Source organism: Microbacterium sp. NPDC055312 (genome assembly GCF_053645675.1).
On record NZ_JBSHMU010000005.1, the window covers coordinates 22,856 to 42,403 of the forward strand.

A 19,548-nucleotide genomic window follows, 5' to 3' on the forward strand; every position below is an offset into this window, starting at 1 on the left:
TCTGAAGACGAGTGTTTGCGCAATCACCCTACGGACGTTGCTCATTCATGACAAGGTCTGACGGCAAATGCGCGCAAACAATCGTGGTGCGGTCGGTGCGGCGGATGCACGACCGCCCCGCCCGGAGACCGAGCGGTCATCGGGGCGGGGCGGTCGCTGAAGGGAGGGCGGGGCCCTCAGGTGCCGATGAACTCCTCGGTCGGCCCGAAGTCGGGCTGCTCGCGGATCTCGACGCGTGCGGGCAGGCGGTCGGTGTCGAGCACGACGATCTCGTTCTCACCGGCACGCCAGAGCGGGGCCGGCGCGTACAGCGTCTGCTGCGGCCCGCGCTCCCAGTACCGGCCGAGCAGGAAGCCGTTGAGCCACACCATGCCCTTCGCCCCGTCGGTGAAGGCGAGCCAGGCGTCCAGCGGTTCGGTGACCTCGAGCGAGGCGGAGGCGAGCCCGGCGGGATCGACGGCGCCCGTCTCGGCGTGCACCGCGCCGTCGACCGCGGGGATGCCGTCGCCGAGCATCCGGTGCGTCCAGCCGTGCTGGTAGCGGCGCCCGCCGATCACGACGCCGCCGAGGATGCCCTTACCCTGCCCGGTGAGCGGCCCGTAGTTGATGCGCCCGAGGCTCTCGACGACGATCACCACCCGCCCGCGGCCGCCCGCGGCGGGCAGCGGGAGGCTGTGCTCGCCGTCGTGCTCGAGGGTGCCCAGGCGCTCGCCGTCGAGGAAGATCGTCGCGCGATCGTGCAGCTGCAGAATGCCGATGGTCGTGTCGGCCGGGAAGACCAGGTCGCTCTCGTAAGCGACCAGTCCGTCCTCGACGCCGAGCTCTTCGAAGCTCAGCGGCTGGGGCGATTCGGCGCGCACGGGCGTCGCGGCGATCACGTCGAGCAGCGCGGCGTCGGCGCGCAGCTCGGCGGATGCCGCGGACTGCCGGCGCGGGGCATCCGGAACCGGCGGCAGCTCGCCGTCGTGGAAGCCGGCGAAGCGCTCACGCAGCGCGTGGAACTTCTCGCCCAGCGTGCCGTCCTCGCCGATCGGCGCGTCGGAGTCGTAGCTCGTGACGGTGGGCTGGATGACGCCGTCGTGGTTCGCTCCGTTCCACAGCCCGAAGTTGGTGCCGCCGTGCGCCATGTACAGGCTCACCGAGCCGCCCGCGTCGAGCAGCTCGTCGACGGTGCCCAGCGTGCTCGCGGCCGCGCGGATGTGGTGCTGCTCACCCCAGTGATCGAACCAGCCGCCCCACAGCTCGCTGCACATCAGGTGCTCGTCGTCGCGCTGCAGCGCGATCGCCCGCGGCACCCCCGTGCCGAAGGTGAAAGTGGTCATGGCGCCGGGCACGCTGCCGTGCTCGATCATGTCGGAGGTGATGCCGTCGGCGGTGGTGAGCATCTCGACCATCCCCCGCGAGCGCAGTCCGTCGCGCAGGTGGGCGAGGTACTCGGCATCCGTGCCGTACGAGCCGTACTCGTTCTCGACCTGGATCAGACGGATCGGCCCGCCGTGCGCCGCCTGCAGAGGCGCGAGCTGCGGGATCAGCTGGTCGTACCACGCGTCGACGGCCGTGAGGAAGCCGGCATCCGCGGTGCGCAGCGCGCGCGTTCGTCCGCTGAGCCAGAACGGGATGCCGCCGTTCGACCACTCCGCGCAGATGTACGGGCTGGGCCTGACGAACACGTCCAGCCCGACCTCTCCGGCGATGCGGATGAAGCGCGCGACGTCGCGCCAGCCGGTGAAGTCGTACTCGCCTTCGGTGCGCTCGTGGAAGTTCCACGCGATGTAGGTGTCCACGGTGTTCGCCCCCATGGCCGCCAGACGGCGCAGGCGGTCCTCCCATTGGTCGGGATGCACGCGGAAGTAGTGCATGGCGCCGGAGAGGATGCGGTGCGGCACTCCGTCACGGAGGATCTGGCCGTCACGCCAGGCGAGGGTGGGGGTGGACATGCAAGCTCCCGATCAAGAAGAAATGTTTGCGCTCACATTACCGCAGTTCCGGTTCGGGGAGAGGCCTGGGTTCGCGGGTCTGCACCGTTATCATTGCGGGATGTCGCCCCGTCGCCCCAGTGCGGATCCCGCACCGAATCAGGTGGATGTCGCGCGCGCCGCCGGAGTGAGCGCTCAGACCGTGTCGCGCGTGTTGGCCGGCCACCCCAACGTGCGCCCCGACACCGCCCGCCGCGTGCATGCGGCCATCGACTCGCTGGGGTACCGCATCCACGCCGCGGCGGCGTCACTGGCATCCGGTCGCACGCGCATCCTCGGCATGATCGTCGTCTCGAACGACCGCTACTCGTCGGCCGCACTCGGCGCCGGCGTCGAGAAGGCGGCCGCCGCCCACGGGTACACGGTCACGACCGCGTCCGTCTCGGATCATGCCTCCACCTCCGCTTTCCTCGAGGCGTTCGATCGCCTGGAGCGACAGGGCGCCGAAGGCGTCGTGCTGCACGTCCCGGTCGAGCTCGACAGCCCGGCGATGCGCCTGCGCACCGAGCGCACGCCGTCGACCCGCAGCCAGGTCGCGTCGCTGCAGCCCGACGCGCCGCTGGTCGTCGACCAGCACGTGATCGGCCGCCTCGCCGTCGAGCATCTGCTCGATCTCGGTCATCGCACCGTCTGGCACATCGGCGGCGATGAGTACTGGATCGAAGGACGCCACCGCCGCGAGGCGTGGGAGCAGGTGCTGCACGAGCGCGGCATCACCCCGCCGCCGCTGATCCCCGGCGAGTGGACCCCCGAGTCGGGATACCGTGCCGGTCGCACGATCGCCGCGATCCCCGACGCGACCGCCGTGTTCGTCTCGAGCGACGAGATGGCGTTCGGACTGATCCGCGCCCTGCACGAGGCGGGCCGCCGGGTGCCTGAGGACGTCTCGGTGGTCAGCGTCGACGACATCGCCCTCGCCGCCTACGCCTCCCCCGCCCTCACCACCGTGCGCCAGCCGTTCGAGGAGATGGGCCGCGCGGCCGCGCAGCGGCTGATCGCGCACATCGAGGGGACGGATGACGGTGACGGCCCAGACCTGCATCCGGAACTCATCATCCGCTCGTCCACCGCGGCCCCGGGCGCGGGCTGAGCACTGATTCGGTGCCGTGCGCCGGGTCCGCTCGCGCCCGGGTCGGCCCGAATGGTCCCCTCACCACCCGCGAGCCAGGCCTATGGGCCCAGCCGAGCACGGCCGCGTGGGCTCGGTCCCTCCTGCGGCAGACCGCCCGTCCCGGGTGGGCCCGAATGGCCCCCTCCCCGCCCACGAGGCAGCCCAATGGGCCCAGCCGAGCACTGGCGTGCGCAGCGCGACCCCGCCCACGGCGGACTCCTCTCACCGGGTCGTCCTGAATGGTCGCCTCGCCACCCGCGAGGCAGCCGTATCGGCCCAGCCGAGCACGGCGACGTCGCCGTTTCCCCGCTCACCCCCCCTGACCCGCGGTTACGCTTTCGAGATGCCGAACACGACCGCCGACATCCTCGCCGAGCTCGCCGCACTGGAAGACCCGAAGGCACGTGCGGTCAACGAACGGCACGGCGACGCACACGGCGTGAACCTGTCGAAGCTGCGCTCGGTGGCGAAGAACGCCGGCATGTCGACCGACCTGGCGCGCTCGCTCTGGGCGACGCAGGACGTCGCGGGTCAGCTGGTCGCTCTGCTCGTCGCGAAGCCGCGCCAGCTGCCGGCCGACGAGATCGACGGCATGCTGCGCTCCACCCGCAGCGCGAAGGCGCACGACTGGCTGGTGAACTACATCGCGAAGAGATCGCCGCTTGCCGAAGAGCTGCGGATGCGCTGGATGGACGACCCGGATGCCGATGCCCGCGCCGCCGCATGGTCGCTGACCTCGACCCGCGTGCAGAAGAGCCCCGACGGGTTGGATCTGGATGCCCTGCTCGACCGCATCGAGCGTGAGCTGCGCGACGCGCCGAGCCGCGAGCAGTGGGCGATGAACGAGACGCTGGCGTATATCGGCATCCATCATCCGGCGCTGCGCGAGCGCGCCGTCACGATCGGCGAGCGACTGCAGGTGCTCGCCGACTACCCCGTGCCGCCGAACTGCACGTCGCCCTTCGCCCCGGCGTGGATCGCCGAGATGGTGCGTCGCCAGGGCTGAGTTCGCCGTTCGGTGCGGAGGCCCCCGCCCCCGGGGTCGTCCCGAAGGGTCGCTTCGCCGCCCGGGAAGCAGCCATATGGGACCACCCGCGCACAGGGGTGATCGCAGCCCACCCCCGGGTGGGCGCGAAGGGTCGCCTCGCCGCCAGCGACGCAGCCATATGAGCCCACCCGCGCATCACAGCCGCGCACCGCTCAGCTCGACGAGGCGACCGAATGGGCCCACCCGGCGCGGCGCGGCTCAGGCCCGAAGCAGCGAGCGGCGGGCCGACGGGCGCGACGCCTCGGGAGCGAGCACCGCGAGCAGCTGCACGAAGGTCGTCAGCCACAGCAGCACGAGGCCGACCACGAGTCCCTCGAGCGCCGTGACCGAGAGCATCCGGAAGCCGAACGCGATCACCCCCGCGATCACCACCGTGCCGACGAGAACGATGGTCAGCACCCGCAGCGGCGCGACGTCGCGCAGCAGCAGCGTGGTCAGCACGGCCGCGGCGAGGATGAGTCCGAGGGTCGAGAACGCCGCGACCGCGTGCGCGACCCGAACCCTGTCGAGCGGCAGCAGTCCGACGGCGGCGAGCGCGAGCCCCGCTCCCGCCCAGGTCAGCACGACCGCGGCGATCTGCGGCAGTGCGCGGTCGCCGAGCATCCGGTGCAGATCACGCCCGAGGTACGAGCCGGTCGTCGCGATCAGCAGCCCCGCCACGATCACGGTGCCGTTGAACGCCCATCCCCCTGCGCCGATGCCGAGCTCCGAGAAGCTGCGCTCCCACCACGCGGAGTCGGCTGCGGTCAGCATCGCGAACAGGGTGCCGATCACCAGGAACGTCGTCAGCAGCCGCGCGATGTCCTGTGTGCTCAGGCGCACACCCATCCCGAAGGCCCAGCGCCCGGCGAGCGCCGACGCCAGCCCGGTGAACACGCCGCCGACGAGTGCGGGCAGGGTCAGCCCCCGCAGCCCCGTCGCGAGCACCTCGCCGGCGAGCAGCACGCCGAGGCCCGTGACGCCGGCGATCGCGACGGTCACGGCGACCGCGCTGAGATGCGAGACGGCGGCCTGCCACGGCGGCATGGGCGCGGTCTCGCCGGCCCGGTGCATCCGGGTGCTGACGGTGAAGGCGACCGCCGCGATCACCGCAGCCACCAGCGCGATCGGGATGATCACCGAGCCGTCGCCGCTGAACGGGCGGGCGGCTCCCCACAGCACGGCGGTGCCCACGACCGCGCCCGCAGCGAAGCAGGCCGCGGCTGCCCACAGCATCCGCTCCAGCTCGCGCAACCCGGCATCCATGCCCTCATCGAACCACTCGCGGCCGACACCCCGCCGACCCCGCGCCCGACACGCGGGACTCCGGCACGGAACACGGGCGCCGGACCGCCGACGTTCCGCGGCAGCTGCTGCACCACGACGCGCCGGCGCTACCGTTGACCCATGCGCTTTCCCGCCGCGATCCGTGCCGCACGCCGGGCTCCCCTGCTGCAGGTGCTGAAGTCGGCCGCGGCGACGATCGCGGCGTGGCTGATCGCCGGCTGGCTGATCCCCGGCCCGCTGCCGGTGTTCGCCGCCATCGCCGCGCTGCTGGTCGTGCAGCCCAGCGTCAACCAGTCGCTGTCGAAGGCGCTCGAGCGCAGCGCGGGGGTGATCCTCGGGGTCGTGATCGCCGTGCTGCTGAGCTTGCTGCTGGGCGGGCAGAGCTGGGTGGTGCTGGCCGCCGTGGTCGTCGCGCTGCTGATCGCGTGGGCGCTGCGCGCCTCGACCGGCACGGGCAATCAGGTCGCGATCTCGGCCGTGCTGGTGCTGGCTCTCGGGTCGTCGAATCCCGATTACGCGCTCGACCGGATCCTCGAGACGCTCATCGGCGCGGCCATCGGTTTCGTCGTGAACGTCGCGGTCGTCCCGCCCGTCCTGTCGGGTCCGGCTCGGCGCGACATCGGGATGCTCGGCCGCGAGCTGGCCGCATCCCTCGACCGCCTCGCCGACGCCCTGCCGACCACCCGTACGCCCGCGCAGCTGCAGGAGCTGATGCTCGAGGCGCGACTGCTTCGGCCCATGAAAGACGCCGCCGAGGCATCCCTCACGGCAGCCGAGGAGTCGCTCTCGCTCAACCCCCGCCGCGGCCGTCACCGCGACGACCTCGACCGGCTGCGGGAGCTGTTCGATCGACTCTCGCCGGTCGTCACGCAGGTGATCGGCATGACCCGGGCGTATATCGACCACTACGAGGATTCCCTCGCGACCGACCCGACGGTGCGGGCGATCGCCGAGCAGCTGCATCGGGCGGGTCACGACGTGCGGCTCGCGGTGCGGGGCTCGGAAGGCGTTCCGGATGCCCGCACCGCACCCGTCCCGGCTCTCACCACTCCCCTGGTGGTGCGCCCTCCGGCATCCGATCACTGGATCCTCGTCGGGTCGCTGATGGAGGATCTGCGGCGCATCCACGACGAGCTCAGCGACGAGACGTGAGCGAGCGGCGTGAAAGGATCGACGGATGACTGCCCTCGATCCCTCACTCGTGCGCGGCGCCGATCCGGATTCCGTCTACCTGGCGTTCGTCGAGTGGGCGGAGTCGACCGGTATCAGCCTGTACCCCGCGCAGGACGAGGCGGTCATCGAGATCGTGTCGGGCAAGAACCTGATCCTGAGCACGCCGACCGGCACCGGAAAGTCGCTCGTCGCCATCGGCGCGCACTTCGCCGCCCTCGCCGACGGACGCCGCACCTTCTACACAGCACCTATCAAGGCGCTGGTCAGCGAGAAGTTCTTCGCCCTGGTCGATGTGTTCGGCGCCGAGAACGTCGGCATGATCACCGGCGACTCGTCGGTCAACGCCGACGCCCCGATCATCTGCTGCACCGCCGAGATCCTCGCCAACCGTGCGCTGCGCGAGGGGCCGGATGCCGACGTCGGCCAGGTCGTCATGGACGAGTTCCACTTCTACGGCGATCCCGACCGGGGCTGGGCGTGGCAGGTTCCGCTGCTCGAGCTGCCGCAGGCGCAGTTCGTGCTCATGTCGGCCACGCTCGGCGAGGTGAGCGAGCTGGCGGCCGACCTCACCCGTCGGACGAGCCGTGAGACGGCCGTGGTCACGGGCGTCGAACGCCCGGTACCGCTGCACTTCTACTACGAGACCACGCCGATCCACGAGACGATCGACGAGCTGCTCTCGACCGGACAGGCGCCGGTCTACATCGTGCACTTCTCGCAGGCCGCGGCGATGGAGCGCGCACAGGCTCTGGCGAGTGCGAAGGTCGCGACCCGTGAGCAGCGGGATGCCATCGCCGAGCTCATCGGCGGATTCCGCTTCACGACCGCGTTCGGCAAGACCCTCTCACGGCTGCTGCGACTCGGCATCGGCGTGCATCACGCAGGGATGCTGCCGAAGTACCGCCGCCTCGTCGAGCAGCTCGCGCAGCGCGGCATGCTGCGGGTGATCTGCGGGACCGATACGCTCGGCGTCGGCATCAACGTGCCGATCCGCACCGTGCTGCTCACCGCTCTGACGAAGTTCGACGGCACCCGGATGCGGCAGCTGAACGCCCGCGAGTTCCACCAGATCGCCGGTCGCGCGGGCCGCGCCGGATACGACACCGCAGGCACCGTGGTCGCGCAGGCGCCGGAGCACGAGACCGAGAACATCGCCGCCGTGAAGAAGGCGGACGCCCTTCGACAGGCTCAGGGCCCCAGCAAGAAGAGCCGCAAGATCATCCGCAAGAAGGCACCAGACGGGTTCGTGTCGTGGGGCGAGCCGTCGTTCCAGAAGCTCATCGCGTCCGAGCCCGAGACGCTGACCCCGCACATGCAGATCACCAGCGCGATGATGCTCAACGTGATCGCCCGCGGCGGCGACGTGTTCGCGAATATGCGCTCACTGATATATGACAATCACGAGTCGCGCGCGGTCCAGCGGCTGCTGGCGCTTCGCGCGATCGGCATCTACCGCACGCTGCTGCAGTCCGGCGTCGTGGAGCGCGTGGACGGCACCGTGCGCCTCACCGTCGATCTGCAGCCCGACTTCGCGCTCAATCAGCCGCTCTCGCCGTTCGCGCTGGCGGCCTTCGAGCTGCTCGACCCTTCGGCCGGCTCAGGGACCCAGGGCGGTACATACGCGCTCGACATGATCTCGATCGTCGAGGCGACGCTCGACGACCCGCGGGCCATCCTCAGCCAGCAGGAGTTCCAGGCTCGGGGCGAGGCCGTCGGCGCGATGAAGGCCGAGGGGATCGAGTACGACGAGCGCATGGAGCTGCTCGAGCAGATCACGTACCCCAAGCCCCTCGACGAGCTTCTCAGCGCGGCGTTCGAGACGTTCAGCTCGTCGCAGCCGTGGATCCGCGACTTCGAGCTGCACCCGAAGTCAGTGGTGCGCGACATGTACGAGCGCGCCATGTCGTTCGGGGAATACGTCGCCTACTACAAGGTGGCACGCTCGGAGGGCGTCGTGCTGCGCTATCTGTCGGATGCCTATCGCGCGGCGTCGCAGACCATCCCCGAGCAGCTGAAGACCGACGAGCTACGCGACCTCATCGAGTGGCTGGGCGAGCTCGTGCGCCAGGTGGACTCGAGCCTGCTGGACGAGTGGGAGGAGCTGGTCGCCGGCATCGACAACGGGGCCTTCGACCGGCACGACGAGCCCGTCGTGCCGCCCGTCCCGAAGCGCCTCACCTCGAACACCCGCGCGTTCCGCGTGCTGGTGCGCAACGAGATGTTCCGTCGCGTGCTGTTCGCCGCGCGCGAAGACGTCGAGTCACTGGCATCCCTCGACCCCGACCTCGGCGCCGACGGCTGGAACGACGCCCTCGACGCCTACTTCGCCGAGCACGACGAGATCCTCACCGGCGCCGACGCCCGCAGCCCGCAGCTGCTGCTCATCGAGCAGGGCGCGCAGCAGTGGACGGTGCGTCAGATCCTCGACGACCCCGCCGGCGACCACGACTGGGGGATCTCCGCAACGGTCGACCTCGCGGCATCCGACGAGGTCGGCGAGGCCGTCATCACGGTGACCGGGGTCGGCCGGCTGTAGCGCCCCGCTCAGCAGAACGACTCGACGCCGCCCCACCCGCCGACCCAGGCCTCCACCCGCGGGTCGGGGCGCAGCGCATGGGCTCCGACAGCCGTCATCCGCCGTCGCTCGAAGGTCTCGTGGTGTCCCCAGCGCGCAGCGCGCCGCATCGCGCGACGCGCGTGAAGCGACCCCACCGGCGCACCGTCTGCGTCGACGAGGTCGACGGCGCCGAGATCTCCCGCCCCGAGGCTGTGGACGAGGTCGACGAGCCAGCCCGGTTCGAGCACGACGACGGGCCGGTTCGTGTGCCAGACCACCCGGGCGTCGACGACACCGTCCGCACCCGCGACACGCGGATCCGCTGCAAGCGCCTCCGGCACGACGTCGAGCTGCAGCGTGGCCCGGGGAAACGCCGCGAACAGCGAGTCGGCCATGATGAACAGCGCGGCGGACGAGTGCTCTCCTCGCACCCGCACCACGAGATCCGCAGCCCCGTGCAGCAGCGCGCGCGGCGACGACCCCGACACCGGGATGATCGACTGCATCCGCAGCGTCTGCGCGTTGGCGCGATCCATCCCCGAGCCCTCGCGGTCGGCCCACTCCGGGCCGTCGTGCCAGGCGACCGCGTCCGGTACGTGCGCGAACACCGCACCCGCCTGCCACATGCGATGCGCCCACTCCCAGTCCTCACCCCCGTACGAGGTGAACGTCTCGTCGAATCCGCCGACCTCGTCGAACATGCGTCGCGTGCAGGCGATCACCGCGCCGATCACGAACCGGTAGGAGCGGTCGTCGGAGTCGAGCAGATCCCCGCTGCGGGCGTACTCCTCGGCCAGCCAGGCAGGTTCCGGCAGCTCCCGCCCAGCCGCTGCCTGCACGATCGGCACGTCCGGCGCGACCGCAGAGAGATCCGCGTGGCGGCGGCGACCGACGACCACCGCCTCGGGCAGCAGCGCGGGAAGCCTGCTCAGCGCCCGCACATAGCCGGGCTCGGGCGTGGTGTCGGCGTCGAGGAAGCACAGCACCTCGCCGCTGCTCGCCCGCACCCCGAGGTTGCGGACCGCGGCCAGGCGGAACCCGAGATCCTCCTGCCGCACGAGCATCACCCCGTCGGGCACGTCGGGCTCGTCGGGCGAGCCGTCATCGGCGACGATGATCTGCAGCAGCTCCTGCGGATAATCCTGCGCGGCGAGGGCATGCAGGGTGCGCGCGAGCTGCCCGGGCTGGTCGTAGTGCGCGACGATCACCGACACGGTGGGAAGCGGATCGGGATGGATGCCGTCAAGCGAATCCCATCGATTGCCGACGACCCACCTCGCGGTCACGAAGCCCTCCCCGCCCACAGGCGGAGGTACGCCTGTGCCACGTCGGCACGCGACATGGGGAGCCGTGCGAGTCCGTGCCAGGTCGCGTCGGGGTTCGTGCACGCGCGACGCAGCGCGCCGATCAGGTCGCTCTCCCCGACGGGGTTGAGCGTGCCCGGACGCAGCGCGGCCATCTCATCGACGTAGCGATTGCGCACGGCGACCGGGCGCCGGCCCCAGCCGATCCACGAGGCGAGGGATCCGGATGCCGAGATGTGCCGGTGCGCGATCACCGGAACACTCACCGCACGCCCGCGGCGGGCGATCTCGGCGTCGTCCAGCCATCCGGTCACCTCGACCTCGACGCCGAGGGCCGCCGAGCGCCGCACGAAGGTGTCGAGCTCGGCCGCATGCCCGTCGGACGCGCGTCCCAGCACCGTGAGCGCACCGATCCCCGCGGCGGCCGCAGCCTCCGCCGCTTCGTCGTGGCCCTTGCCCGGATAGAAGAACCCGAGCACCCCGACCGACCCGTCGGGTCGCCCCCGCCCGGCGTTCTTCTCCGATTCCACCGGCAACGGGATGACCTCGACCTTCCCCGACCAGACGTCCTCCTCGCGCAGCAGCTCGCGCTCGTGCTCGCTGTTCACGAACACTGCGCCGGCGGCCGACGCAACGCGGGTGTACGCGGCGCGACGGCGAGGCCGATTCAGCTCACCGTCGGATGCCTGGGGCACATCGTGCAGGGTGACGCTCATCCGCAGGCGTGATGCGAGCGCGGCGAACGTGCGGGATGCCTGCTCGGGCGAGGCACCCCAGAGCCGGTCGGTGAAATGGGCATGCACACTGGTCCCGGCGGGCAGTCGCGCGAGCCCGTCCGCGTCGACGGTGCGCACCTCGGCGACGTCTCGAACGGCATCAGCCATGTCACGGGCGTAGACGGCGACGCCGTGGTCACCGGGGTGCACGAGCAGCAGCGGCGCGCCGGTCATGCCGCGCGCCAGACGGCCAGAAGCGCGGCGAGCCGCTCGGTCGCCGCGGCGACGAACCCGGGATGCTCGGCGTACCAGGCGAGGTGCGCCTCGCGCACCTCCGCATCGCTCACAGGCTTCCCCTCGACGATCCACTGCTCCTGCGGTTCGTCGCTCAGCGCCCACGCCTCGATCACCTCGGCAGCGAGAGGGGCGCGCACCGAGTCGAGCAGAGGCCGCCCGGGATCGACGGGTCCCTCCGCCGCCCCCAGCGCATCGAGGACGCGGGCACCGAGCGGCAGCCAGACCGCGTTGCCGGGGTGGTTCACGGTGCGCATGTGGTCGGCGGTGACCGTGTCGAACAGGTCGGACACCGCGATGTCTGTCGTCGCCTCGCGCTCACGCAGCACGTCGATCGACGCCCGTCCGACGCCGCGCACGGCGGCGGGGTCGAGCGCCGACGCCACCGGCAGTCCCGCCGCCTCGGCGAGCGTGCGCACGTCGTGGTAGGCGACGAGCGGCGGATCATCGTCGATCCCGGGCACGCGGATGGCCGCCTGGAACGGATGCAGTCCCGCGAACCGCACGGGCGGCACCGTGAGCACCCTGGCCGAGGTCGCGGCAGCCACCTGGCGCGTGCCCAGCGGAAGGTCGTGGTAGTCGTCGCGCACCGGCTGCGTGACGACCGTGTGGGCGGCAGCCGCCACCTCGTGCAGGCGCCGCGCATCGTCGGCCGTCATCTCGTGCACCGGAGGAACCCGGATGAAGCGGCGCTGCGGGGCGTCCATCACCAGCCGCAGCGATTCCGCCTGGCAGTTGCCGAGCACCACGCCGAAGCTCTCGGGAAGAGGGGCGATCCCGTAGAACTCGCCGTAGTGCCGACGTCGTCCTAGCACCGCCGCCTCGGCGGACGCAACGGTGGTGACGTCAGGCGGGGTGGGAGTCATGCTCCGAACGTATACCTCTGGATTTGTTCGTCTGACCCCGTTGCTTTTCCCGAGATCCATCACTTCGATACGCGCGCAGCGCCCGCTACACGAGGAGGAATCCATCGCCGCAACCTCTGCGCGCATCCGCGTCGCCTCCGTCCCTTCCGCACACCCGTACGTGCGGGCCATCACCGATCCCCAGCGCGTCACGCTCCTGGCAGACCCGCCCGTGCCGGGCGCACCAGCCGAGCAGTGGTGGCCGCCGGTGGCGATGACTGCGCCGTGGCTCAGCGAGAACGCCCACGAGTACGACCTGCTGCATGTGCACTTCGGGCTCGAGTCGTTCACCCCTGACGAGCTGCGCGCGGGCCTCGACGCCGCCCGCCTCGCCGGCCGCCCGGTCGTCTTCACGGTGCACGACCTCGACAATCCGCAGATCGTCGACCAGGAGCCCTATCGCGAGCTGCTCGATGTGATCGTCCCGTCGGCCGATCACCTGATCACGCTCACCCCCTCCGCGGCGGCGGAGATCGAGCACCGGTGGCGTCGTACGAGCACGGTGCTCGCCCATCCGACGCTGCTCGAGCGGACCGCCGCAGACAGCCGGGGGAGCGGTGCAGACACCGTGCGCGTCGGCATCGCGCTGCGCGACCTGCGTCCGAACATCGACGCGGAGGGAGCGGTGCGAGCAGCCGTTCAGGCAGCCCGGCTGCTCGACACGGCGGGCCAGGCGGTCGAGATCGAAGTGCTGATGAACGACCGCGTACGCGACGATCGCGCAGCGGAGCGTGTGATCGTCTCCGCCGGCGGGCATGCGGCTGTGCGGGTGCGTCGAACCCCGTATCTCAGCGACGCGGAGATCGAGGGGTGGCTCGGCGGCCTCGACCTGTTCGTGCTGCCGTATCGACACGGAACGCACTCGGGTTGGGTGGAGCTCTGCTACGACCTGGGTGTGCCGGTGGCGGGAGTTGACGTCGGCCACATCCGGTCGCAGCATCCGTCCGAGTTCTTCGTCATCGATCTCGACGACCCCCGCACGCTGGCCGCCGCGGTGTCGTGGGCCCAGCGCGCGCAGGAGCCGTCTTCTTCGAGGGCGACGCGCCTGGCGGGTCGCCGCGCCGAGCGCCACGAGCAGCGACGTGCGATCCGGGCGGCGCATGCCCGCCTCTATGCGGATGCCGTGGCAGGCGTCCCGGCGGATGCCGCCGCGGGAGTTCCGGATGCCGCCGCGGGAGTCCAGGCGTGAGGGCCGCGCAGCGCCTTCGCGTGCTCGTCGTCGCCCCCGAGCGGCATCCTCTGCGGCAGCCGCACGCCGGTGGGCTCGAAGCGGTCGTGTGGAATCGCGTGCGATGGCTGAGACGTCGCGGACACCACGTCGAGCTGTGCGCCGCCGCCGGATCGGACTTCCTCGGGTCGTGCCCCGACCTGCAGCTGCCCAGCCCTCGCTGGCGTCGTAGGCACGAGACATCCGACACCGAGAATCCGGCAGGGCACCGCGGACGGATGGCGGATGCCTTCGCCCGCGTGCGTCGACGACTGACCGATCCGCTCGACGGCGTCGATGTGGTCGACAACCACAGTCTGCACAGCGATCCGATCCTGTGGAGCCGCGACGCGGGCATCCCGGTCGTGACGACCCTGCACACGCCGCCCCTTCCCGACATGGTGAACGCGGCCCGCTCCCTGCCCCCGGCCGCGCCGCACCGCTTTCTGGCCGTCAGCCAGTACACCGCGCGAGCGTGGTCCGACGAGGGCGTCGACGCGTTCGTCTTCCCCAACGGTGTCGACAGCAGCGAATGGCGACGAGGGCGCGGCGGCGAGCAGTGGGTGTGGTTCGGCCGGATCGTGCCCGAGAAGGCTCCTCATCTGGCCATCCGGGCGGCCCGGCTCGCAGGCGCGCGCCTGCGGATCGCCGGCCGGATCGGCGACCCGCGGTACTTCGCCCGCGAGGTCGAGCCGCTTCTCGGAGACGGCGTGGAGTACGTCGGGCCGCTGCGCCAGCCCGAGCTGTGCGCTCTGGTCGGAGCGTCGTCGGTCGCGCTGGTCACCCCGGTCTGGTCGGAGCCGTTCGGCCTGGTGCTTGCCGAGGCGCTGATGACGGGCACCCCCGTGGTCGCGTTCGACGCGGGCGGTGCGAGCGAGGTGCTGGCGGGGCTGCCCGGATGCGCGGTCGTGCCCGCCCGCGATGTGCGTGCCCTCGCCGAAGCCGCGGTCTCCCTCGCCGCGCGGTCGGCGTCGCCCGTGTTCCGGGATCGGGTGCGCGCGGCTGCCTCGGCCCGCCACTCGCTCGCCCACCGCCAACGCGAGGTGGAGCGCGTGCTCACCGTCGCGGCGCACAGTCGGGTGGCTGAGGTCGGCACGAGAACGGCAGATGAGGCGGCGGTCGGCGCATGATCGGCTGGTACGTGCACCATCACGGCTGGGGTCATCTGACGCGGATGCAGGCGATCCGCCCTCATCTCGACGACGAGGTCACCGTGTTCTCGTCGCTTCCCGCTCCCCCTGATCTCGGCGACGACACCACGTGGATCCGCCTGCCTGCGGACGCGGATCCGGTGCTGACCGCGGACGGAGCACTCTGCGCCGCCCACGAGCTGGGCGACGCCACCGCCGGCGGGGCGCTGCACTGGGCGCCGATCGGGCATCCCGGCCATCAGAGGCGGCTCGCGACGATCGCCGACTGGATCGCCCGCCATCCCGTCGCCGCGTTCGTGGTCGACGTCAGCGTAGAAGTCACCGCATTCGTGCGCCTTCTCGGCGTTCCCACCGTGGTGTTCGCGCAGCCGGGCGACCGCTCCGACCGGCCGCACCGGCTCGGCCACGCCCTGGCCGATCGGATCGTGGCGCCGTGGCCGGAGGGCCTGTTCGATGCCGCCGAGCTGTCCGACCACCACGAGCGCGTCCGTCATGTCGGCGCGATCTCGCGACATGACGGGCGCACCCGCCGCCCAGCCGACGGTGCCGCCCGTCGGGCGCTGTTCCTCAGCCGCACGCTCGACGAGTCGCGACTCGCAGAGACGATCGACCTGCTGACGGCTCGGGGCTGGGTGGTCGAGACGGCCGGCGCTCGCGACGACGATCGCGTCGATGACGTGTGGCCGCTGCTCTGCCGCGCGACCGTCGTGATCAGCGCCGCCGGCCTGAACGGTGTGGCCGATCTCGCGACCGTAGGAGCGCGCGCGGTCGTGCTGCCCCAGGACCGGCCGTTCGGTGAGCAGGAGCACACGGCTCGCGTCCTGCGGGCCGCGGGCCTCGCCTCGACGGCGCCCGCCGGATCGTCGCCCGCGCAGGTGGTCGAGCTCGTGCAGCGGGCGGCGACGGCGCCCGCCGATTGGAGTGGATGGGGCGCCACCGGCGCCGCCGCGCGCGCAGCCCGCGCCATACAGGAGGTCGCCTCATGACACGGATCGCCGTGATCACACCGGTGTCGCAGAACCGCCTCGCGCACCTGCACCGCCAGCGCCGCTTTCTTCGCGAGGTGCTGCGGCCCGAGCACGACGTGGTGCGCATCGAAGCCTGGCTCGACACCGAGCCGCCGCCCCCGTTCGACGGCGCCGAGCACGTGCACGTCCCGCCCGGTCGTGACGGGATGCGGGTCGGCGCGGCGCGCAACGCCGCGGCCGAGACGGCTCTCGCGCGCGGGGTCGATCTGCTGGTGTTCCTCGACGTGGACTGCCTGCCCGGGCCCGAGCTGCTGGCGCGGTACATCACGGCGGCCGGCTCGCACCCGGACGGACTGCTCTGCGGTCCGGTCACCTACCTCGAGAGCGTGCAGCGTCCGTCGTCCCCCGACGAGCTCGAGGCGATGACCCGACCGCATCCGGTGCGCCCGAACCCGGCGACCGGTGCCGTCGAGACCGCGGATCCGACCGCGTACGACCTGTTCTGGTCGCTCTCGTTCGCCGTCACGCCTGCGACGTGGCGGCGGCTCGGCGGCTTCGACGAACGGTACGAGGGCTACGGCGCCGAAGACACCGACCTCGGCCGACGTGCGCGCGCGGCGGGCATCCCGCTGCACTGGGTGGGCGGAGCGCACGCGTACCACCAGTGGCATCCCGCCGGCACTCCCCCGTGGCGTCACCTCGACGACATCCTGCGCAACGGCGCCCTGTTCGCCGAGCGGTGGGGTACCTGGCCGATGGGCGGCTGGATCGACGAGTTCGTCGCGGCGGGCGCGATCGAACCCCACGACGGCGGCTACCGCCGAACGGCTGGTTGACCGCCGTCGCGCGGAAAGCACCCCGTGCCGCCGCGGGATCCTGTGGATCCGGTGGCAGCACGGGGTGCCTGCGCACGCTGCGGGCGACGCGCCGTCAGGGTGTCAGCCGAGCAACTTCCAGGCGCCCGGGCGCTTGCACGAGGGCTTCGCGACCGGCTCGTCGCCGCGGGTCCACCAGCGCGCCTCGTAGCGGTGTCCGTCGTGCACGACCACGTCGCCGGCGAGGAACACCCGCGTCGACGTCCACAGCACGTCGCCGTCGGTGTTCACCGCGATCTCCTGCCAGGCGCCGGTGGCCTTCGAGCCCGGCTTCTCGCCGCGCGTCCACCAGCCCGCCTGCCAGAGCCTGCCCTGGTAGGTGACCCGGTCGCCCGTGAGGTACACCGATCCGGATGCCCAGAGCGGTGCGATCGGCAGGGTCAGCTCGCTCGCCTCTGCCTGAGCGGTGACGTCGAGGCTGCCGTTGGATGCTGTTGCGGCGAACCCGTCGGCCGAGACCTTCCCTGCCGCGATGTCGTCGACGGTCAGCGTCACGACCTCGGGCTCGAGCTGCCCGGTCGCGCCCTTCGCGAGGCCGCCCAGCTCGTCGCCGTCGGCCACGACCTCGTCCAGCACGACGTTGCCGGTGTTGCGCACCGAGCGCGTCCAGGTGACGGTGTCGCCGGCATCGGCGACGCCGGTGCCGTTGGCATCCGTCCACTCGCCGCTGACCGAGCCGGCGAGCGCCGGGGCGCGCGTGATCACGTCGACCTCTCCGCCGGTGACCGCGATGTCCTTCGCGGTCTGACCCGCGGCCTCCAGCCGCCAGGTGGTGTCGGCGGTGAAGTAGCCACGGTCCACGTCGTCCTGCGTCACGGTGTGACGCGGGGTGGCGCAGGTGTACCCGCCGTCCTTCGGCAGGTTCTGGTAGCGGCAGTTTCCGGCTCCCGGCGCCACGAACGGCGCGAACGGACCGGCGACGGGCGCCACGGTGACCGTGCCGGGAGTCGCGTTGTCGACCCGGAACGAGTACGGCACCTGCTCGCCGACGGCGTACGGGTCGGCAGTCAGGTCGCGGCCGGTGTCGGTGCGCTGTCCGCTGATCTCGGCCGAGAGCAGGCCGTCGCGCAGCAGAACCGCCGCGCCGGTGTGGCTCACCGTGACGGGCGCGAGGGAGCCGCCCGTGATCGTGAACGAGAACTCGGGAGCGAACCAGCCGCGGTCGATGTCCTCCTGGGTCAGCGTGCGGCGCGGAGTGGTGCAGTTGTACGAACCGCCCACGGCCAGGTTCTGCCAGCGGCACGCGGTCGGCGCGAAACCGGTCGTGAACGTGTTAGCAGCCGGGGTGAGCGTGCTGACCACGTTCGAGGTGCCGACGACGCGCACGGTGAACGCGAGCTGCTCGCCCGCCGTGTACGGGTCGGCCACCACGTCACGGGCGGGCGAGGTGCTCGTCACGCTGAGCGTCGCCCCGAGCTTCGCGTTCAGCGGCAGCTGCAGCGTGGCCGTGCCCTGGCTGACCCGGCCGTCCGCGGCGGTGAAGGCGGCCTGCAGGCGCTGCGCGCCCTCGGCGCCGGCGGGCGCGGTGACCGTCACGTCGACCGTGACGCTGGCGCCGGGTGCGAGGGCGGTGACCGCGGCGTCGGATGCCGTCCAGCCGGCCGGTGTGTGGAATGACACGGTGCCGGTGAGCGCTGTGTCCTCCTGGTTCGCGACCGTCACAGGCACGGTCTTGGCGACGCCCGGCTGCAGCGCCGTCTCGGGCACCGAGACCGGTGCGCAGACCGCGTTGAGCCATGCCTGGTCGAAGGACGAGAACCGGATCTGGTCGGTGTAGTTGCCCTCCCACAGCACGCCGACGCGTCCGTCGCCGATCGCCGTGGCCGACGAGTAGCCGAAGAAGCCCGGCTTCAGCGTGCGCAGGCCCGGCCACGTCTCGCCGTCGTCGCACGAGAGGCGCACGGCGCCGTTCACCCGGTCGCCGTTGGCGCCGTTGTTGGAGTTCGTGAAGATCAGCTTGCGGGCATCCGCGCTGCCCTGCGGGGCATCCGGGTGCAGCCGCGTGATCGAGGCGTTGTTGGTCGGGTCGGGCAGTTCGGCGTCGCGCGTCACCGCGCCGTACGTCGCGCCGCCGTCGGTCGAGATAGCGACCTTGCGCTGGCGCCCGTTCGAGCTGTCTCGCGAGTTGAGCATGACGCGGCCGTCCGAGAGCTCGACGGTCTTGTTCTCGTCCATGCCCGTGCCGACGAAGGCGCCGCGCTGCCAGGTCGCGCCGTGGTCGTCGGAGTACACCGAGTACGCCTGGATGGCCTCGCTGCCGTCGGCCTGGCGCACGTGCGCGGCGTACTGCTGGATGAGACGCCCGGCGTGTGCACCGTAGCGCAGCTGGATGCCCTCGCCCGAGGTCGCGAACACGCCGCGCACGTCACCCGCGACGGGCTGGTACGTCCCGTTCACGACCGTGCCGCTGGCGGGCTTGACGACGTCGGTGATCAGCTCGGGCTCGCTCCAGGTGACGCCCTGATCGTCGGAGTGGATGACGGCGGCGCTGATGATGTTGCGGTCGGCGTCGTCGTTGCCGTAGCGGCTGCCCTGGAAGCTGACGTCCTTCGAGTAGACGAAGAAGGCGAACACCCGGCCGGTCTCGTGATCGACGACGTAGCTGGGGTCGGAGTAGCCGTACTTGGGCGCCGCGGCGTCACCGGCCGCGATGATCTGCAGATCGCTCCACGTCCTGCCGTTGTCGGTGGAGCGGCGCTGGATGATCGAGTTCGGGTTCGGCGCGTCGGCGGCGCTGCCCGGGCGCGCGTCCCACGAGGCGAGGATCACACCGTCGCCGAGGTGGGCGAGCGCGGGGATGCGGTAGAAGAAGTTCTCGGCCGTGCGGTCGGCGCCGAGGTTCTGCTCCTGATAGCTGCCCGGCGGCAGGGTCGGGTCGGCGAGGTAGCCGGGGGCGGGTGCCGCGAAGGCGGCCTGCGCCGGGATGCTGAGCGCGAGCGCCAGCGCTCCGACGACGGAGGTGAAGAGCATCCTGCCCCGCCGGGAGTGGCGGAACGA

At 71.6% G+C, this 19,548-nt stretch carries 14 protein-coding genes; 8 read left to right on the top strand and 6 right to left on the bottom strand.

Annotated elements, in window-relative coordinates; genetic code table 11:
• Positions 1-176: 176 nt before the first annotated feature.
• A complete protein-coding gene (locus ACWIDW_RS12160) occupies positions 177-1,937 on the bottom strand; it encodes a glycoside hydrolase family 35 protein (RefSeq protein WP_454125580.1) in 1,761 nt (586 codons plus the stop codon).
• A gap of 100 nt (positions 1,938-2,037) precedes the next feature.
• Here ACWIDW_RS12160 and ACWIDW_RS12165 point away from each other — a divergent pair, with 100 nt between their 5' ends.
• Complete coding sequence (locus ACWIDW_RS12165) at positions 2,038-3,066, top strand: LacI family DNA-binding transcriptional regulator (RefSeq protein WP_454125581.1); 1,029 nt, start codon at positions 2,038-2,040, stop codon at positions 3,064-3,066.
• Positions 3,067-3,430: 364 nt separating this feature from the next.
• Entirely contained in the window at positions 3,431-4,093 is a 663-nt protein-coding gene (locus ACWIDW_RS12170; protein WP_454125582.1) for a DNA alkylation repair protein, read from the top strand.
• 240 nt (positions 4,094-4,333) lie between these two features.
• On the opposite strand, the gene ACWIDW_RS12175 is transcribed toward ACWIDW_RS12170, so the two are convergent.
• Complete coding sequence (locus ACWIDW_RS12175; protein ID WP_454125583.1) at positions 4,334-5,380, bottom strand: DUF998 domain-containing protein; 1,047 nt, start codon at positions 5,378-5,380, stop codon at positions 4,334-4,336.
• Positions 5,381-5,521: 141 nt separating this feature from the next.
• Here ACWIDW_RS12175 and ACWIDW_RS12180 point away from each other — a divergent pair, with 141 nt between their 5' ends.
• Together ACWIDW_RS12180 and ACWIDW_RS12185 are read left to right on the top strand one after the other, a co-directional pair.
• A complete protein-coding gene (locus ACWIDW_RS12180) occupies positions 5,522-6,553 on the top strand; it encodes an FUSC family protein (RefSeq protein ID WP_454125584.1) in 1,032 nt (343 codons plus the stop codon).
• Positions 6,554-6,578: 25 nt separating this feature from the next.
• Positions 6,579-9,110 carry a DEAD/DEAH box helicase gene (locus ACWIDW_RS12185; RefSeq protein WP_454125585.1) on the top strand — a complete coding sequence of 844 codons (2,532 nt, stop codon included), beginning with the start codon at positions 6,579-6,581 and terminating at the stop codon, positions 9,108-9,110.
• A gap of 8 nt (positions 9,111-9,118) precedes the next feature.
• Here ACWIDW_RS12185 and ACWIDW_RS12190 read toward each other — a convergent pair whose 3' ends face one another.
• Genes ACWIDW_RS12190 through ACWIDW_RS12200 form a run of 3 tightly spaced genes read right to left on the bottom strand, consistent with a single transcriptional unit; the run spans position 9,119 to position 12,311 of the window.
• The gene (locus ACWIDW_RS12190; RefSeq protein ID WP_454125586.1) at positions 9,119-10,417 is read right to left on the bottom strand and encodes a glycosyltransferase family 2 protein; all 1,299 of its coding nucleotides are present in this window, start codon (positions 10,415-10,417) and stop codon (positions 9,119-9,121) included.
• Positions 10,414-11,385: a hypothetical protein gene (locus ACWIDW_RS12195; protein WP_454125587.1), complete on the bottom strand. Its 972-nt coding sequence runs from the start codon at positions 11,383-11,385 to the stop codon at positions 10,414-10,416. The genes ACWIDW_RS12190 and ACWIDW_RS12195 overlap by 4 nt, the downstream gene beginning before the upstream one ends.
• Positions 11,382-12,311, bottom strand: coding sequence for a WcbI family polysaccharide biosynthesis putative acetyltransferase (locus ACWIDW_RS12200; RefSeq protein ID WP_454125588.1), 930 nt, complete (start codon positions 12,309-12,311; stop codon positions 11,382-11,384). The genes ACWIDW_RS12195 and ACWIDW_RS12200 overlap by 4 nt, the downstream gene beginning before the upstream one ends.
• Between ACWIDW_RS12200 and ACWIDW_RS12205 the strand changes: the two genes are divergently transcribed.
• From ACWIDW_RS12205 to ACWIDW_RS12220, 4 genes are read left to right on the top strand one after another with little or no spacing between them, the layout of a single operon-like run.
• Positions 12,310-13,539, top strand: coding sequence for a glycosyltransferase (locus tag ACWIDW_RS12205; protein ID WP_454125589.1), 1,230 nt, complete (start codon positions 12,310-12,312; stop codon positions 13,537-13,539). The two genes, ACWIDW_RS12200 and ACWIDW_RS12205, sit on opposite strands and share 2 nt — an antisense overlap.
• Positions 13,536-14,687, top strand: coding sequence for a glycosyltransferase (locus ACWIDW_RS12210; RefSeq protein WP_454125590.1), 1,152 nt, complete (start codon positions 13,536-13,538; stop codon positions 14,685-14,687). Before ACWIDW_RS12205 ends, ACWIDW_RS12210 begins: the two co-directional genes overlap by 4 nt.
• A complete protein-coding gene (locus tag ACWIDW_RS12215) occupies positions 14,684-15,694 on the top strand; it encodes a glycosyltransferase (RefSeq protein WP_454125591.1) in 1,011 nt (336 codons plus the stop codon). Before ACWIDW_RS12210 ends, ACWIDW_RS12215 begins: the two co-directional genes overlap by 4 nt.
• Positions 15,691-16,512, top strand: a complete 822-nt coding sequence (locus ACWIDW_RS12220; RefSeq protein WP_454125592.1) for a glycosyltransferase family 2 protein — start codon at positions 15,691-15,693, stop codon at positions 16,510-16,512. Before ACWIDW_RS12215 ends, ACWIDW_RS12220 begins: the two co-directional genes overlap by 4 nt.
• A gap of 102 nt (positions 16,513-16,614) precedes the next feature.
• Here the strand turns inward: ACWIDW_RS12220 and ACWIDW_RS12225 are convergent, their stop codons facing one another.
• Positions 16,615-19,521: an exo-alpha-sialidase gene (locus ACWIDW_RS12225; protein WP_454125593.1), complete on the bottom strand. Its 2,907-nt coding sequence runs from the start codon at positions 19,519-19,521 to the stop codon at positions 16,615-16,617.
• Between the last annotated feature and the right edge of the window lie 27 nt (positions 19,522-19,548).

Excerpts from the sequence above, each read along its gene's own strand:
- ACWIDW_RS12225 (WP_454125593.1), bottom strand. The coding sequence starts at position 19,521 with ATGCTCTTCACCTCCGTCGTCGGAGCGCTGGCGCTCGCGCTCAGCATC.
- ACWIDW_RS12220 (WP_454125592.1), top strand. The coding sequence starts at position 15,691 with ATGACACGGATCGCCGTGATCACACCGGTGTCGCAGAACCGCCTCGCG.
- ACWIDW_RS12160 (WP_454125580.1), bottom strand. The coding sequence starts at position 1,937 with ATGTCCACCCCCACCCTCGCCTGGCGTGACGGCCAGATCCTCCGTGAC.
- ACWIDW_RS12200 (WP_454125588.1), bottom strand. The coding sequence starts at position 12,311 with ATGACTCCCACCCCGCCTGACGTCACCACCGTTGCGTCCGCCGAGGCG.
- ACWIDW_RS12170 (WP_454125582.1), top strand. The coding sequence starts at position 3,431 with ATGCCGAACACGACCGCCGACATCCTCGCCGAGCTCGCCGCACTGGAA.
- ACWIDW_RS12205 (WP_454125589.1), top strand. The coding sequence starts at position 12,310 with ATGCTCCGAACGTATACCTCTGGATTTGTTCGTCTGACCCCGTTGCTT.
- ACWIDW_RS12180 (WP_454125584.1), top strand. The coding sequence starts at position 5,522 with ATGCGCTTTCCCGCCGCGATCCGTGCCGCACGCCGGGCTCCCCTGCTG.
- ACWIDW_RS12215 (WP_454125591.1), top strand. The coding sequence starts at position 14,684 with ATGATCGGCTGGTACGTGCACCATCACGGCTGGGGTCATCTGACGCGG.
- ACWIDW_RS12175 (WP_454125583.1), bottom strand. The coding sequence starts at position 5,380 with ATGGATGCCGGGTTGCGCGAGCTGGAGCGGATGCTGTGGGCAGCCGCG.
- ACWIDW_RS12165 (WP_454125581.1), top strand. The coding sequence starts at position 2,038 with ATGTCGCCCCGTCGCCCCAGTGCGGATCCCGCACCGAATCAGGTGGAT.
- ACWIDW_RS12195 (WP_454125587.1), bottom strand. The coding sequence starts at position 11,385 with ATGACCGGCGCGCCGCTGCTGCTCGTGCACCCCGGTGACCACGGCGTC.
- ACWIDW_RS12185 (WP_454125585.1), top strand. The coding sequence starts at position 6,579 with ATGACTGCCCTCGATCCCTCACTCGTGCGCGGCGCCGATCCGGATTCC.